This window comes from Microbulbifer aggregans (assembly GCF_020524005.1).
Lineage (GTDB): Bacteria > Pseudomonadota > Gammaproteobacteria > Pseudomonadales > Cellvibrionaceae > Microbulbifer > Microbulbifer aggregans_A.
Map to the genome: position 1 here is coordinate 42,077 of NZ_JAIVKK010000004.1, position 16,245 is coordinate 58,321.

The window sequence follows — 16,245 nt, forward strand, 5'->3', positions numbered from 1 at the left end:
TCTAAACTTTTCTAATCTCCGGCTGTACCGTGTTGATCCGATAACAGAACGTTAGCAGGCTCAACAGTAATAGCGCTGCACCGGCGTTATGCGCAACGGCAATCGGCAGCGGTAGCGACAGAACGACATTCGCTATTCCCAACGCTATCTGAAAACCGAGGACAATCAGCAGTCCCTGCGCCCAGCGCGGAGAACCCGCCTTCCATGCCCGGAATGCCACAAGGCTTACCAGTAAGGCCACTATGAGTGCACCTATGCGATGGCTGAGGTGAATCGCGGTACGCGCATCGCTTTCCAATGCACCACCAAGATAATTCGGTCCGATTTGCTGGGCGATATTAAATCCCTGGGAAAAATCGGCAGCCGGCCACCACTGGTTATGACAAGTGGGAAAATCCGGGCAAGCCAGCGCGGCATAATTCGAACTGGTCCAACCTCCCAGGGCGATCTGGAGCGATACCGCAACCACCGCCGCTATGGCCAGCGGGCGGAGATTCTGCAATGCAGTAAATTCATGCGGAGGTATAAGTCTACGCCGATAGCGCAATCGCTCGGCGAGCATCCACAAAACCGATAGGGTCGCCATACCCCCGAGAAGATGGGCAGTAACCACCTGCGGCCAAAGCTTCAGGGTAACCGTCCACATACCGAATGCGGCCTGCAGCACCAGCAATCCCAGAAGGATATGGCTCTGATAAAAACCGCGATGCCCACGGCGGCGCCAGAACATGTATGTCATGCCTAACACCAAAAGCATCAAAGTACCGGCAAAATAGCGGTGCACCATTTCTGGCCATGTCTTATCGGTTTCCACCGGCGCATGGGGAAACGCCTGGTTTGCTATCGCAATTTCGTGACTTTCATTCGGCCACAACAGGTGTCCGTAGCAACCCGGCCAATCCGGACAGCCCAGGCCTGCGTGCGACAAACGGGTAAACGCACCAAGTACTACGACGACCAGAGCCAAGCCCGTACCCAGTAGTGCAAGTCGAAACCGCCAGTCTTTTTTATAATTTTTCCGCAGTTCGGTAATATCAGATTCCACCGCTTTTCTCCGCTCTCTCCCCGAATTTAAAGGCTTTATATGAAGTTGCCGCTAGGCTTCGTAGGAGTACTTCAGAAGTCGTTTAATGTCTTTACGCAATTGCTTGCCGCTGTGACTATTGTCATAAACCATCATCGCGTAACCCTGTTGATCAACGAGTAATGCGGCGGGAAACGACAGGTTGGCGTGATCACTGCCTGCCAGCCATTGATTCAATTTTCCACTATCCGCGACCGCAAATCGCATACGGGGGTGCTGCTTTGCTAGCCGAGTCCTATCGGGCTCCGCCAACGGTAAATCCGTTACCAGTATGCGTTCAACACGGTGCGCCTTGTCGCCCAAACCAATATGCACCTGCCGGGTTGTGTAGAGCAATTTTTCGCACTCGCTCGTACACCCATCGCTACTGACGATGACGTAACGCCAGATCGGCTTCTCTCCGACAAAATCAAGGGGTTCGCCGGAGCCCGAGAGAAGTTCAAGATCCGCCATTTGCTGGGGTGGTATAAGCAACTCCCCCTGGTTAACCGTCCCTCTGGGGATGCCCAACCCCGTTTGGTAGACGAGATAGGCTGCAATAATCGGTAAAACCACGGCTGCAATAACGCCAACTGCGGCGAGGCGCCCCGGGCCGCCCTTGGGTCGTCCTGATTTCGATCCCCGGATAGCTGCAGCATCTAGTGCAGCGGCCTCTTCCGCGCCGTACTTAGCTCCTTCCATTCCATTCACCTCGCAGTCACGCCTGCCGGCGCTGATTATTGTTATAAGTAAGCTCAGCTACGAATGTTTCTCGCAGTGATCATATTGCGGATATTTGTCGCTGCCAGCAACCAGAGAATAACCAGTACGCCGGCCATGGAAAACCATTGAAACGCATAGCCTCCGTGCCGAGCCGGGGAGCTGTTTACGAACTGCCAGTCGGTGACTAATGCTGTATCAGAGTCAGCACTCAACCGGATGATCCAGGCGTAGTCAGCCAGATTCAGAGTCCTTGTCAGAGATGTGCCAAGCCGCTGGATACGAGCGTGAGGCTCCACATCAGCAACGAATGCGCTCGCCGGCGCAGGATACAAAAACCCGGTGATCACCTTTGCCGCCAATGGGTAGGCGACCTGGGGTAGTTCGTTTCTCTGTGAAGCGGCAGCGAGCCAGCCGCGATTGACCAGCCAGCGCTGGGGACCACTAACAAATACCTGCAGCACCTCATAACCAACGCGGCCATTGCGCGTACGGTTATCGAGATAGAAATATTCATCGGTGTAATAACCCGTTAGACGCACCGGCGTATAAATCTGTAGCGCATCAAGGGTAGAGATTTTTCGGGGCTGTGCCGAAAGGCGCGTATCGATATCAACAAGCAGCTGCTGTTTTTGATCTGCACGCTGTAGTTGCCAGCTCCCAAGAGCCAGTAGGACCGGAAACAGACACGCGCTCAAGATCGTAAGAGGCCAATTGCGGATCAGTGCTACACTGGCTACTCGCGACGGTTCCCCTGCTTCCCTGGAGATTTTTCCGGTCCCGGTTGATAACGCTTTGTCGCCTTCAGTGGTCGACGGATTCGGAACTGTCATGCCAATAACTACTTATAAAAATGGCTGTTTACTATGTGGCTAAAAGCAATAATCGTATTGTTGTTTCTCGCCGTACTGGCCAGTTTGACCAGTGCACTTGTCTTCCTTTTACGCGATATAGGTGCGCCGGAATCCAAGCGCACTCTCTATGCCCTCGGCATTCGCGTCGTGCTTGCCGCACTCCTTTTACTCGCAATCTGGTACGGCTTTGATAGCGGTCAGTTGTCAAATACAGCGCCGTGGGCCGACAAGTACTGATTCTGTTCTGGAGCCGAACTGTTCGGCTCCTTCGCTATTACGCGCCCAGCACGTAGACAAAAATAAATAGTCCCACCCAGACAACATCAACAAAATGCCAGTACCAGCTGGCGGCCTCAAAGCCGAAGTGGTCATCGGGCTTGAAGTGATGCGCGATGACTGAACGCAACAACATGATCAACAACATGATGGTTCCCAGCGTTACATGCGCGCCGTGGAAGCCGGTCAACATGAAGAAAGTGGTTCCGTAAATACCCGACTCAAGTGTCAGGCCAAGGTGTTTATATGCCTCCATGTATTCTTCTATCTGGAAATACAGGAAAGCGGCACCAAGGACAACGGTAATGCCCAGCCACAAGTTGAATGCCTGGCGCTTGTTCTTCTTCAGGAACACATGTGCGATATGAACAGTTACGCTGGAAGCCAGAAGCAGGAACGTGTTCAGCAGTGGCAGGTGCCAGGGGTCGATAATCCCCTTGGGGCCAACCACTTTGGCAGATTCACCACTGACGGCCTGCTCTGGCGTGACCATTAACGGCCAGGTATTCTGGAACCCTTCCCACAACATGTTGGAAGAACCGCGATCCCCCTCGCCGCCGAGCCATGGCAGCGCGAAAGTGCGAATATAATAAAGGGCACCAAAGAATGCCGCGAAGAACATCACTTCGGAAAAAATAAACCAGCCCATGCCCCACACATAGGAACGCTTGAGCTGAACGCTGTTGAGACCAGCCATATTCTCGCGGATCACGGCCGCAAACCAGAACCACAGTACTGTCGCCATGGACAGGGCGCCGGCAAAGAATATGTAGGCGCTGCCACCATTGATCCAATTGGCGGCACCGAAGGCCGTCAGAAACAGGCCGATCGTGGCGAATATTGGCAGCCGGGACTGCTCGGGAACATAGTAGCTGCTTTCAGTGGCCATATTTTCTCATCCCTCTCGCTCAGAGTCGGTATTTTTGTTGTCTGTCTGATGTGCAACTCTTTCCGTTACATCGAACAAGGTGTAGGAAAGCGTTATCGTATTAATGCTTGGCGGTAAATCCGGATCTACGATAAACCGAAGTGCCAGCTCTGCCGATTCACCGCCATTCAGCGTCTGCTGGTTGAAGCAGAAGCACTCCGTTTTATGGAAATACGCAGCCGCCTTTGACGGCGCAAGACTGGGTATCGCCTGCCCAACCATATCCTGCCCGGTAGGGTTTCTGGCATGGAATACCGTGTCGATCGCTTCCCCCGGATGCACCCGCATCTCCACCACTCCGGGCTTGAATTCCCACGGCATGCTTTCGTTATTGCTGGCCACAAACTGGACTTTTACCAGCCGCTGCCGATCCACCGCCGCCGGCACTGCCTCATACCGGCCACCGGTTTTCCCATTGAGGCCGGTTACTTCACAGAAGGCGTCGTAAAGCGGCGGCATAACGAAAAGCGCAAACCCCAACATCCCGACGGCAAGCGTCAGAAGCCGGGCTGTGGTTTTACTGTTTGCGCTCCAGGCCATAGGGCAATCTCCTGTGGATCAGCGCACAGCCGGCGGGGTACTGAAGGTGTGGTACGGCGCAGGAGAAGGGACGGTCCACTCCAACCCCTGTGGGTTTTCCCACACTTCGTCCGTCGCCTTGCCGCCACCGCGCACGGTGCGAACCACGTTGAACAGGAACACCAGCTGCGCTGCACCGAACAGGAAGGCGCCGACACTGGCAATCTGGTTAAAGTCCGCAAACTGCAGTGCGTAATCGGGAATCCGTCTCGGCATGCCTGCAAGCCCCACAAAATGCATGGGGAAGAAGGTTACGTTGAGGCCAATAAATGCGAGCCAGAAATGCACCTTGCCCATGGTTTCGTTGTACATGTGGCCGGTCCACTTCGGCAGCCAGTAATAAACGCCCGCGGTAATCGAGAAAATAGCACCAGGAACCAGTACGTAGTGGAAGTGCGCCACCACAAAGTAGGTGTCGTGATACTGGAAGTCAGCCGGCGCGATGGCGAGCATCAAACCGGAAAAGCCACCAATAGTGAAAAGGATCACAAAGGCGATGGCAAAGAGCATCGGGGTTTCAAAGGTCATGGACCCGCGGAACATGGTCGTGACCCAGTTGAACACTTTGACCCCGGTAGGTACAGCAATGAGCATGGTGGCGTACATAAAGAACAGCTCACCGGCGATAGGCATGCCCACCGTAAACATATGGTGTGCCCATACGATAAAGCTCAGGAATGCGATCGACGCGGTTGCGTACACCATTGAGCTGTACCCGAAGAGCGGTTTGCGCGCAAAGGTAGGGATAATCGCCGACACAATCCCGAACGCCGGCAGAATCATGATGTACACCTCGGGATGACCAAAGAACCAGAACACATGCTGGAACAGTACCGGGTCACCACCGCCAGCCGCGCTGAAGAAACTGGTACCGAAGTGGATATCCATCAACATCATGGTGACAACACCGGCGAGTACCGGCATGACCGCGATCAACAGGTAAGCCGTAATCAACCAGGTCCACACGAACAGCGGCATTTTCATCAGGGTCATGCCCGGTGCGCGCATGTTCAATATCGTGGCGACGATGTTGATCGCCCCCATGATCGACGAAGCACCCATGATGTGGATTGAAAATATAAAGAAGGTGACGCTGGGGGGCGCGTATTCCGTGGAGAGCGGTGCGTAGAATGTCCAGCCAAAATTGGGCGCGCCGCCTTCCATGAACAGCGTGGATGCCAGCATTGCAAAGGCGAACGGGAGAATCCAGAAGCTCCAGTTATTCATGCGCGGCAGCGCCATATCCGGAGCACCGATCATCATCGGAATCATCCAGTTGGCCAGCCCCACAAACGCTGGCATCACTGCACCGAACACCATGATCAGGCCGTGCATTGTAGTCATCTGGTTAAAGAATTCCGGCTGCACGATTTGCAGGCCGGGTTGAAATAACTCGGCGCGGATTACCAGCGCCATACAACCGCCAAGCAGGAACATCGCAAAACTGAACCACAGATACATCGAGCCGATGTCTTTGTGGTTCGTTGTGTAGAGCCAGCGGGTAAAACCGGGTTTCGGACCGTGTGCCATAACTAAACTCCTTTCGGCTCCTGCTTACTTATTCTTGAAATTGAGAATGTCGATGGGCTGCACGGTGTCGCCCATATTGTTGCCGAAGGCACTGCGCTGATAGGTGATGACCGCGGCGATATCCACCTCACTTAGCTGCGCACCGAATGCCTGCATAGCCGGGTTCTTGGACGAACCATTTACCACCATGCTCAAGTGGCCATCCATCGGCCCCGTGGCCACCTTGGATCCGGCAATCGCCGGGAAGGCACCGGGCACCCCCTGACCATTGGCCTGGTGACAGGCAACACAGGTACTGTTGTAAACTTTCTCGCCACGCGCGTAGAGCTCATCAAACGTAAACGTTTTATTGGTAAGCTCCTTGATTCGCGCTGCCGCTGCGGCGCGCTCGTTCAGCCATGAGTGGTATTCATCTTCCGGAACCGCTTTGACAACGACCGGCATAAAGCCGTGGTCTTTGCCACACAGTTCGGCGCACTGGCCGCGGTAGATTCCCGGTTCTTCAATGCGCGTCCATGCCTCGTTGACGAAGCCCGGAATGGCATCTTTTTTCACCGCCAGATCCGGCACCCACCAGGCGTGAATTACGTCATTCGCGGTAATGAGGAAACGGACTTTCTTATTCACAGGAACAACCAATGGCTCGTCTACCTCAAGCAGGTAGTTTTCCGATTTTGGTAGTTCGTTGTGAATTTGTGCCTGGGGGGTAGAGAGATTGGAGAAGAATGAAACATCGGAGCCAAGGTAGTCGTATTTCCACTTCCACTGGTAGCCGGTAATCATGATATCCAGGTCGGCTTCCTTGGTATCGTAAATATCGTACAGGGTCTTGGTCGCCGGAACCGCCATGCCGATCAGAATCAGCGTTGGCACTATCGTCCAGGCCAGCTCCACAAGAGTACTTTCGTGGAACTGTGATGCCTGGTACCCCTTGCTTTTACGGTGACGCCACATGCTGTAGAACATCACCCCGAAAACGAGGATACCGATCACCACGCAGATCCAGAAAATCAGCATGTGCAAATCGTATGTAGTTCGGGAAACTTCGGTAACTCCCTGGGTCATATTGACCCCCCAGCGTTCCGCCTCACCCACAGCATCGCCAACCGCTTCTGAAGCAGCTTGTTGAGCAAACGTCATGGGTGTGAGGATCGAGAGGAACAGGAAGGCGAACAGCCGTTTTAAGCCCATCAACATCGCCTGCAGATCTCCATATTTGTTATTCTCGCGAGCCGCTTTCCTGCGGTCACACTGCAACGGCCCTGCTACACAGCAAATGCTTGTGCGCTTCGGCCGCAGCGCGGTAACCAACAAGATAGCAAAACCCTGTAACAGCCGTTGGCTATTGCGGAAGACTGGAGTCTGCCCGACGTTCACGCCGGAAATATTCCACACATCAATGTGGACATGCTGTAGTAAACCAAGACTACATACACTGCACGCATACCGGGGGAGACCACAGCTGCGCGTTACTGCTTCAGTGCAACTTGTTATTTTTCGCTAAAAGCTTATTTACTTCAGATGTCGTCGCCCGAAAGGTACAACCAACAACCTGTGTTTTTTTGTCGCATCTACTGCAAAGTCAAAAGGAACACATTGCCCACTAAAAGTCAATTACACCGCCAGGCTATATGAAAGACTCTCCGGCACGCTTCCGTGCCTTTTCGCGCCGCCAGTTGTCGTCCTACCAGCGCGTATGGAATCTCGCCTGGCCGATGATCCTGAGCAACATCACCGTGCCGCTGCTCGGCGCTGTGGACACTGCTGTGCTAGGACATTTACCCAGCCCGGAATATCTTTCCGGTGTGGCCATAGGTGCCAGTGTAATTTCCATGCTTTTATGGGCCTTCGGGTTTCTGCGCATGGGTACGACGGGACTGGTGGCCCGAGCCTCAGACTCCGGCACATCCTGGCTGCTACGCGCACTCGTGCTGGCCATATCCCTCGGTGTCTTGGTGTCCATTGTGGCAACACCCTTGCTGCCAACGATCACTCAGTGGATGAATGCCAGCACCGGTGCCGCTCCACACGCAACGGACTATCTGCAGATCCGCTTGCTAAGCGCGCCGTTTGCACTGGCCAATTTTGCCTTGCTGGGCTTTTTTATCGGCCGCGGGGACAGCCGCACCCCCCTGGTTATCCTGGTGTGCGCAAACCTGCTGAATATCGTGCTCGACCTGCTATTGATTATCGGACTGGACATGGGAGCTCGCGGAGCTGCCTGGGCATCGGTCGCAGCCGATATCAGCGGCTTCGCTATCGGCTTGAGTCTTCTCTACAACAGACACCCCAAAGTATTTAACGCGGTACGCCATTACCTTTTAGGCGGGCACTTCTGGCCCTGGCAAGACGCTTCGCCCTGGCGCGAATTACTTCGTGTTAACGGCGATCTGTTCATCCGTACCTGCCTGCTGCTGTTCACACTGACGTTTTTCACCGCACAAGGTGCCGCCCAAGGCGACAGCGTGCTGGCGGCCAATGCAATTTTGCTGCAGTTGTTGATGATCACCTCCTATGCGCTGGACGGCTTTGCGCACGCCACCGAGTCGCTTGTCGGCAATGCCGTTCGCCGCCGGTCCATGGCTCTGTTTATGCGCACCGTGACTGCCGCCGGCGTCTGGGCCCTGGGCTCCGCGCTGATAATCACCGCAGTGTTGGTTGTAGGTCACGACTGGATCCCGACACTTTTCACCAGTATTCCCGACGTATTAGAGCAGGCCTGGGCTTATTACCCATGGCTTTGCTGTCTACCGCTGGTGGCGGTCTGGAGCTATCAATTGGATGGTGTTTTTATCGGGGCGGGAAAAAGTCGGCAAATGCGTGACACTATGTTCATCGCAACTGTGATCGTGTTCTTACCATCCTGGTGGTTTACACGCCACTATGACAACGCTGGCATCTGGTTCAGCCTTTTTTTGTGGTTTGTCGCACGTTCCGCCGGACTTGTCGTCTACTTTTATAGCTACACTAAGAAAAACAACTGGCTGTAATTGGAGCTTCGGTTAGAACCTTCTTCCAACGTTAAGCCGTCTTACCCGGAGTGTTAACGGCCGGCGAGTCACTTGCACCGGCGGTCAATAACAGGGTAAAGAAACGGGGAGGCAGCTTCGCCGTTTTTTATGTTTGCCCCATGTCCGACGATCCCTACCATTTTATCCAGCAGTGTATTGACCGCGCCGTAAAGGCGGAGCAGGAACGCTTTCGTTTTCGCCGATCACTGCACGATACGCTGCCTAAACTGCATCGCAGTATCCAGCTACCTCAGCGCGATGCCCCCCTGCATCTAACCTGTTTTGTTATCCGGTATATCCAGGTAGTTCCCACCTGGCTAAACCAAATGGATACGCTCTGCCACGCCGCTGGGCTTAATTTCCGTCCGATACGGGAATTGATCATCCACAGCTTCCGCTCGGTGCCTGAGCGCCAACCATACGAACACGGCCTCGGTTCCATTCTGGATGAGGCCTACCTTGCGCACAGAACCATGGAAGAGATCAACGATATTCTGCAGCCACAGTGCGGAACCCCGTTACTACCGATGGACCCGATGATTGCGAACCTGGTCGTTCGTGAATTACTGGGCGAATCGCTGTCCTGCCAGCTTGATAACCTGAGCGAGCTACTGGTTCGCCGCTTTGAACCGGAAGAGTTAGATCCAGCCCACCTTGTATCCATGATTTTGTGTAAACAGCGATTTGAAGACGATCCGGGAAGCTGGCCCGACTTCGCGCAGCACATGCAGATTTCCTTACACACCCGCTCGCTGGAGAAGCAACTGGACAACTCCCATTAGCAATGCAACTGCTGGATTAGCGCATCACGACCTGGCGCCACTGGTTATAAAAATCAACTTCACTTGTGAGTATCGCGCGATTGAGGTCGTCTACTTCGCGATGCATTTTCTTGTCGTAAAAATACAGGCTGCCACCCCGGAGAGTGAACTTTTTCGAGTTATCCACTAAGAACTGGTAAAAGTACTGTTGCCGGTCGAGGTATCGCTCAACTTCTTTACGTGAAAAGTTGCCATGCCGGTAGCCGGAAAAAACCGTTTGCTGAATTTCAGTCTCCGCAGCCATCCGGGTCTCATCGGACAGAAGGCTGTTGTTTAGCAAACCGGTAACATCGGATTGAAAATCTTTCAGGTAACTATCCGCGGCTTGTGCGCTAACCTGCACCCTATAGATCGCCTTTTTTCTGCGTTCAAGCGTCCGGGTATCCGTTAGCCGCTCCATTTCCCACAACCGGGTCTTTGCCAGATACGCGACGGGCGCAAAAATTGTGCGGTGCTGTCGATTGCTGTTTTCCGTAATTCGATCACAAACCTCGACCGCGGCCTGCCATTCGGAAAACGGCTTGCCATCAAGGACCTGCGCGGGCAACAGGGATATTTTTTCCTGCAGTCGCTCAGCCTCTTCACGATGGAAATCCGGATTATTCTTCCAGTCATTCGCCTGCAATTGGTACAGCGAGAGCAAACTCTGATTGACACAGCGACTTAAAAAGTAAGAAACCTGAGCGCGCTGTTCAGCGCGCTGTTTTTTGTAGTAATCGAAACCTTTTATTCCGGCGATTGCCAATACAATGATCAGTGCAATAAGTGGGTAGAGTTTTTTCAAGCGTCGCTCTTATTATTTGATTTCAGGTGGTCAGTGTTTGCTCGCATCCGGCGGCTGTATAATTTTCACAGCAGTTTCTTCCACTTCCCTGTCATCAGTCTGGTTTACACGGGTATCCAGTTCCCGCGGGTTTGCCTGCAGTCGAATTTCATCCTTGAATCCACAGGCAACGCATTCGCGATAATTCTTATCGCCGAGCTTGTAATTGACGATGCGATCCATTTCGCTGCAGCGAGGACACACCGCGCCGGCGATAAACCGGCGCTTTAGCGGTTTAAGGGATTCATTCTGGTCGGTCATTGATTGTTACCTCTTTCAATTCCGATTATTCAATACCGGAGTGGCGCAGCAGCGCATCTATTTTAGGGCCACGGCCACGGAATTCTGTGAACAGGTCTTGAGCGTCGCGACTCCCCCCCTGCTCCAGCACAGTGTGCAAGAATTTCTGGCCCGTTGTCGGGTCGAAAATGCCGTTTTCCTCAAACAGGGAAAAGGCATCGGCTGAAAGCACTTCCGCCCACTTGTAGCTGTAATATCCCGCGGCATAGCCACCGGCAAAAATATGGCTGAAGCTGTTCTGGAAACGGTTTTCTGGTGATACAGGCACCACGGAGACCTTTTCCCGCACATCATTGATCAGACGCTGTATTTCCAGGCTATTGGCACCCTCTGGTCGAGAGTGCAACAGGAAGTCGAACAAGGCAAACTCCAGCTGGCGCACAGTGAACATCGCGGACTGGAAATTCTTCGCCGCGAGCATTTTATCCAGCAGCGCCTGCGGTAATGGCTCACCAGTCTCGTAATGGCCGGCAATCAGTGCCAGCGCTTCGGGTTCCCAGCACCAGTTTTCAAGAAACTGGCTTGGCAACTCCACCGCATCCCAGGCAACGCCATTGATTCCAGAAACCGCAGCCACGTCCACCTGGGTAAGCATATGATGCAACCCATGACCGAACTCGTGAAACAGGGTGGTGACTTCGTAATGAGTCAGAAGCGCCGGAGCGTCCTTAGAAGGTGAAGAAAAATTGCAGACCAGATAGGCGATCGGCAACTGCAGGCCAGCGACACTCTGGCGTCTTACCCGCGCGTCGTCCATCCAGGCACCACCACGCTTGTTTTCCCGTGCATACGGATCCAGGTAGAAGCCAGCAATCGGTTCGTTACCGCGCTTTAACCAGTAAAACTGTACATCCGGATGGTAAGTAGCGACGGAGTCATCGGCCTGAGCGGTTACGCCAAACAGTTTTTCCGCTACCGCAAACAGCCCCTGCAAAACTTTCGGATAAGGGAAATAGGGACGCAGTTCTTCCTGACTGACGGCGTAGCGGGTTTGCTTCAGCTTTTCCGCGGCCCAGGCTATATCCCACGGCTGCAACTGCTCAATGCCAAGCTCTGCCACGGCAAACGCCTGTAACTCTGCAAACTCCTTGACCGCAGCCGGTCTCGCCCGCTTGGCCAGATCCCACAGAAAAGCCTCAACTTCCGCGGGATCCTGGGCCATCTTGCTGGCCAGGGAGCGCTCGGCGTAATTCTTCATACCCAGAAGATGTGCCTGCTCGGCGCGCAGGGCGAGTATTTCCGCCATCACATCGGCATTGTCGAATTCACCCCGGTTAGGGCCCACATCAGAAGCCCGGGTGATATAAGCGGTCGAAACCTTGTGGCGCAGGTCGCGGTTGTCCGCGTGCGTCATAACCGCGAGAAAGCACGGGCCGTCGAGGGTCAGTAACCAGCCCTTCAACCCTTTGGATTCGGCGAGCGCCTGAGCTGTGGCCAGTGCAGTCTGCGGGATGCCGGCCAGCTCGGATTCGTCTTCAGTATTCAGGGTCCAGGCGTTGGTCGCGTCGAGTACGTTGTTGGCAAATTTGCTTTTCAGCTCCGCCAGCCGCTTGCTGATAGTGGCAAAACGCTCCCGAGCGGCGCCTTCCAGGCTCACGCCACCGAGGTGCATGTCGCGCAATCCATGGCGCACAGCCTGTTGGCGGGCCTGCGGCCAGGCGGCGAAATCGGGTGCTTTGGCCAGCGTGCGATATACGGCGTAAAGGTCGGGATCCTGCCCTACTTCGGTCCAGTATTCAGTCACCCTCGCCAGACAGGCTTCATAGGGTGCACGCCAATCACCACTCAGGACGCTGTTCAGATGGGAAACCGGGTTGAAGGCCTTCCCCAACTGGTCCTGAGCTTCCTCCAGTGGCGCCAGAGTATTTTCCCATGTCGGCTTTTCCCCGGCATTTTCCAAGCCCTTTCGCAGCTGTTCGCGACATTTGTCGATAAGTTCAACAATCGCAGGCTCCGCAAATTGCGGTTGGATCCGATCAAAAGGCGGCAGCACGGGGGACTCCAACAGCGGGTTGGACCACAGCGTTTCAGACATGGGCATTCCTTGTCGATAAGCGAATTCAAAAACAAGCACACCCCGAGCGGCCCAAGAGACGCCGGACGGGGTTAACATATGCGCTGTATTCTAGTGGATTGCCATTCCGGAGGTCAGCTTTGTCCACCAACGTTCCCACCGAAACCCCCAATGCCAACCTGCGCGAACATCGCGGCAGCGCGCCGAAACTCGGTGCCCGCGTGTTTATCGACCCGATGAGCACGGTGATTGGCGATGTAGAACTGGGAGACGATTGCTCTGTCTGGCCCATGGCGGTGATCCGCGGCGATATGCATCGGGTGCGTATCGGTGCCCGCACCAGCGTGCAAGATGGTTCAGTACTGCATATCACCCACGCCAGTGCATTTAATGAAGGCGGCTGGCCACTCACCATCGGCGAAGATGTAACCATTGGCCACAAGGCCTGCCTGCATGGCTGCACTGTGGGCAGCCGGGTGCTGATCGGCATCGGCGCCATCGTCCTCGATGGCGCCGTGATTGAAGACGAGGTGGTTCTCGCTGCCGGTGCTTTAGTACCACCAGGGAAGCGACTTGAAAGTGGCTATTTGTACGTGGGTTCTCCAGCCAAGCAGGCGCGACCACTGTCGGAAAAAGAGCGCAAGTTTTTTACCTACACCGCGGGAAATTACGTAAAGCTCAAGGATGAATACCTCACGCACAATTGAGGCGCAAAAAGCCCCCGCACGCCCTTAAATGCAGCACAAAAAATCTTGGCGAAAGGCCCGTTTCAATCACCATTGAAGCGGGCTTTTTTGCTAAAATTTCTCCCCGCGTTTAGTGCTGAACTCACCCCGCCTCACCTACTGGAACCGGGTGGCAGAAACCCGTTTTTTGCAGCACGATTACCCTGTCAGTTATCGGTTACTGCGTTATGAGTGTCGCTTCAGATCTCACCCACTGGCACCAGTGTGTGGCCAACCTGCTCGAGTGCGAGTCAAACTCACAGCGCATCTATGAACTGTTACGCGGTGCGGAAGCCCTGGTACATGGCAACAGCAGCATGGCCATTCTTTACCCGGTAGACAGTGCGCCGGAAATTACCCACCACCGGCTACTCGCCAATGAGCAGTTGAGTACACAGGTGGACCGTTATGTGGAAGGCGCCTACCTGTTTGATCCCTTCTACCGCGCTGCAGTGGACGAAAAATGGGAAGGGTTTTATCTGCTGCGTGAAGTCGCGCCCGATGCATTCAGCCAGACGGAATATTTTCGCAGGTATTACCGTGAGGCCAACCTCGGAGACGAAGCCTGTTATCTGGTGCGCGGGGAAGACGGTATTATTGCGAGCCTTTCCATTGGGCGCGCGTCGGACCTTGGAGGCGGAAAATTTTCGGCTCAGGAGATAGCGTTTTTAAAATCTATTTTACCTCTGGTGCAAAACGTTCTTCGTCAGTGGATTCGGAACTACAGTAGCGCCGGACGCCAACCGGAATCTTTTGGAAAGCGTCTGGAGAATGCCCTCGAACACTTCGGTAGTTCACTGCTTACCAACCGCGAGTGCGAAGTGCTGCATATGACAATGCGCGGCCACTCGATCAAGTCGATGGCGGAAAAGCTCGACGCCAGCGTGGACACGATCAAAACGCACCGAAAACACATTTATTCCAAGCTGGATGTCACTTCGCAATCGGAATTGTTTTACCTGTTTATCAGTGCCCTGCGCCACCACACGGGGACCGACCCGGACCCCCTTACCAGTCTGGAAAAATAGTCTTCCACGCTTCAAAAAATCCCGCGCAATATCACCATGGCAAACACGATGCCGGTGGCAGTGCGCGGGCGAAGCTCCACAAGTTTGGAATCAGGAAAACATCACCATTCAATAACAAATCTTTTATGTATTACTTTTGGGTGATCGGGAACCCCATTTTCTCCACCATGCGCACCCACGGAATCCGCCAGCCGCGCTTTTCATCCAGGGTGTCCAGTGCGTACATAGTGATCTTCGCCCCAATCCAGCGGAAAGGTTCCGGCGGAATATACGCCGGCTGCGAACAGGCAAAATTCAGCGATCGCTCGGGGACTTTTTTGTCGTCCAGAATTGCCAGGCCGACTCGCGCACCGAAACGTGTAGCCGTTACACCGAAACCGGAATAGCCCCCCGCGTACAACATCCGGCCGCCATGATAGTGCTGGTAGTGCACCGCCATGCGCGTGGTCAGCGCGATGGGGCCACTCCACGCATGACTGAATTGAATGCCGCGCAGAGACGGAAAGGTGCGATAAAAATTATCGATCAGGCGCACATAGGGTTCCGGCGCCTTATCGTCTTCCGGGTCGGTGTTGTTACCGAAAAAGTAATCCAGGCGGCCACCGAACAGGATGCGGTTATCCGCGGTCAGGCGCATGTAGTTCAACTGGGTACGGGTATCGTAAATGCCCTGACGGTTTTGCCAGCCAATAGTCGCGAGCTGCTCTTCACTCAGCGGCTCGGTCACCACGATACGGTCTCGAATCGCCGCGACCCGGTTGCGGATTTTCTTGTTGCCGGAAGCGAAGGCGTTGGTCGCGAGTAAAACCCTGTTCGCCTGCACACGCCCTTTCGGCGTTTTCACCAGCACGCCTTTTCTGTTTTTGGCATTGCTGACCATGGGTGTGTTTTCGTAAATCTTCACGCCCAGTTCCATCGCCACCTGCTTCAGCCCCCAGGCGAGTTTCGCCGGGTGTACGGTGCCGCTGCGTTTTTTCGACCAGAGGCCGCCGTTGAACAGCGGCGACTTCACTTCCTGCTGAACCGCATTTTTGTCCAGCAGGTGCGCGTCGTGGCCATAGTGACGGTACAGCGCGTATTCCTTTTCGATATCCTCGATACCGTCGTCACCCACCGCGACGGTCAGTTCACCGCCCCACTCCAGATCGCACTCGATGCCGTAGCGCTCGATGGTCTCGCGGAAGCCGTCCAGGTTTTCCTTACCCAGCTGCTCCAGCGTATCCATATCTTCGGGAAACAGGCGCTGTGCGTTGGCCAGTCCGTGCATCACCGAGGTGGACAGGATTGCCGCGGGGCGTCCGGACGCGCCGATGGCGATGCTGTTGGCTTCGATCAGCACAACGTCGCGCTCGGGATTCGCTTCCTTGGCCTGCACTGCGGCCCACAGGCCGGTGAAACCGCCACCGACAATCAGCAGGTCGCATTCCAGCGGGCGCTGCAGCGCAGGCTCATCCCGCGGGCGCTGCGGCGCATCCAGCCAGTAGGGAAAGAAGGTTGTTTTTTGTAGTGCTGCCAGGGCATCGGCCCTGGTTTGTTGGTCACACATGATTACCTCTTCATCATCGCGTTATCG

General features: G+C 54.6%; 16 protein-coding genes. 5 read left to right on the forward strand and 11 right to left on the reverse strand.

Translation table 11 applies throughout. From position 1 onward, the window contains the following. Window position 1: 1 nt before the first annotated feature. From LC093_RS07805 to LC093_RS07815, 3 genes are read right to left on the reverse strand one after another with little or no spacing between them, the layout of a single operon-like run. Window positions 2-1,045, reverse strand: a complete 1,044-nt coding sequence (locus LC093_RS07805) for a COX15/CtaA family protein (RefSeq protein WP_226663912.1) — start codon at window positions 1,043-1,045, stop codon at window positions 2-4. A gap of 51 nt (window positions 1,046-1,096) precedes the next feature. Beyond that, on the reverse strand, window positions 1,097-1,765 hold the full coding sequence (locus LC093_RS07810) for a hypothetical protein (protein WP_226663914.1): 669 nt from the start codon (window positions 1,763-1,765) through the stop codon (window positions 1,097-1,099). Window positions 1,766-1,818: 53 nt separating this feature from the next. Continuing rightward, window positions 1,819-2,616: an SURF1 family protein gene (locus LC093_RS07815; protein WP_226663916.1), complete on the reverse strand. Its 798-nt coding sequence runs from the start codon at window positions 2,614-2,616 to the stop codon at window positions 1,819-1,821. 33 nt (window positions 2,617-2,649) lie between these two features. On the opposite strand from LC093_RS07815, the gene LC093_RS07820 reads away from it, so the two are divergent. After that, on the forward strand, window positions 2,650-2,874 hold the full coding sequence (locus LC093_RS07820; protein ID WP_226663918.1) for a DUF2909 domain-containing protein: 225 nt from the start codon (window positions 2,650-2,652) through the stop codon (window positions 2,872-2,874). A 37-nt stretch (window positions 2,875-2,911) separates the two neighbouring features. Here the strand turns inward: LC093_RS07820 and LC093_RS07825 are convergent, their stop codons facing one another. Genes LC093_RS07825 through coxB form a run of 4 tightly spaced genes read right to left on the reverse strand, consistent with a single transcriptional unit; the run spans window position 2,912 to window position 7,090 of the window. After that, a complete protein-coding gene (locus tag LC093_RS07825; protein WP_226663920.1) occupies window positions 2,912-3,802 on the reverse strand; it encodes a cytochrome c oxidase subunit 3 in 891 nt (296 codons plus the stop codon). A gap of 6 nt (window positions 3,803-3,808) precedes the next feature. After that, entirely contained in the window at window positions 3,809-4,381 is a 573-nt protein-coding gene (locus tag LC093_RS07830) for a cytochrome c oxidase assembly protein (RefSeq protein ID WP_226663922.1), read from the reverse strand. Window positions 4,382-4,399: 18 nt separating this feature from the next. Then, a complete protein-coding gene (ctaD, locus tag LC093_RS07835; RefSeq protein ID WP_226663923.1) occupies window positions 4,400-5,950 on the reverse strand; it encodes a cytochrome c oxidase subunit I in 1,551 nt (516 codons plus the stop codon). 24 nt (window positions 5,951-5,974) lie between these two features. Next, entirely contained in the window at window positions 5,975-7,090 is a 1,116-nt protein-coding gene (gene coxB / locus LC093_RS07840; RefSeq protein WP_413231500.1) for a cytochrome c oxidase subunit II, read from the reverse strand. A 575-nt stretch (window positions 7,091-7,665) separates the two neighbouring features. On the opposite strand from coxB, the gene LC093_RS07845 reads away from it, so the two are divergent. After that, the gene (locus LC093_RS07845) at window positions 7,666-8,940 is read left to right on the forward strand and encodes an MATE family efflux transporter (RefSeq protein WP_226663926.1); all 1,275 of its coding nucleotides are present in this window, start codon (window positions 7,666-7,668) and stop codon (window positions 8,938-8,940) included. Between the two features lie 140 nt (window positions 8,941-9,080). Further along, complete coding sequence (locus tag LC093_RS07850; protein ID WP_226663927.1) at window positions 9,081-9,743, forward strand: hypothetical protein; 663 nt, start codon at window positions 9,081-9,083, stop codon at window positions 9,741-9,743. Between the two features lie 16 nt (window positions 9,744-9,759). On the opposite strand, the gene LC093_RS07855 is transcribed toward LC093_RS07850, so the two are convergent. From LC093_RS07855 to LC093_RS07865, 3 genes are read right to left on the reverse strand one after another with little or no spacing between them, the layout of a single operon-like run. Continuing rightward, complete coding sequence (locus LC093_RS07855) at window positions 9,760-10,566, reverse strand: hypothetical protein (RefSeq protein WP_226663929.1); 807 nt, start codon at window positions 10,564-10,566, stop codon at window positions 9,760-9,762. A gap of 30 nt (window positions 10,567-10,596) precedes the next feature. Beyond that, a complete protein-coding gene (locus LC093_RS07860; RefSeq protein ID WP_226663931.1) occupies window positions 10,597-10,866 on the reverse strand; it encodes a YheV family putative zinc ribbon protein in 270 nt (89 codons plus the stop codon). A 25-nt stretch (window positions 10,867-10,891) separates the two neighbouring features. After that, window positions 10,892-12,940 carry a M3 family metallopeptidase gene (locus LC093_RS07865; RefSeq protein ID WP_226663932.1) on the reverse strand — a complete coding sequence of 683 codons (2,049 nt, stop codon included), beginning with the start codon at window positions 12,938-12,940 and terminating at the stop codon, window positions 10,892-10,894. A 158-nt stretch (window positions 12,941-13,098) separates the two neighbouring features. Here LC093_RS07865 and LC093_RS07870 point away from each other — a divergent pair, with 158 nt between their 5' ends. Further along, on the forward strand, window positions 13,099-13,626 hold the full coding sequence (locus LC093_RS07870; RefSeq protein WP_264192976.1) for a gamma carbonic anhydrase family protein: 528 nt from the start codon (window positions 13,099-13,101) through the stop codon (window positions 13,624-13,626). Window positions 13,627-13,832: 206 nt separating this feature from the next. Then, the gene (locus LC093_RS07875) at window positions 13,833-14,672 is read left to right on the forward strand and encodes a helix-turn-helix transcriptional regulator (protein ID WP_226663935.1); all 840 of its coding nucleotides are present in this window, start codon (window positions 13,833-13,835) and stop codon (window positions 14,670-14,672) included. Between the two features lie 130 nt (window positions 14,673-14,802). On the opposite strand, the gene LC093_RS07880 is transcribed toward LC093_RS07875, so the two are convergent. Further along, window positions 14,803-16,218, reverse strand: coding sequence for an NAD(P)/FAD-dependent oxidoreductase (locus tag LC093_RS07880; protein WP_226663937.1), 1,416 nt, complete (start codon window positions 16,216-16,218; stop codon window positions 14,803-14,805). Window positions 16,219-16,245: the final 27 nt, after the last annotated feature.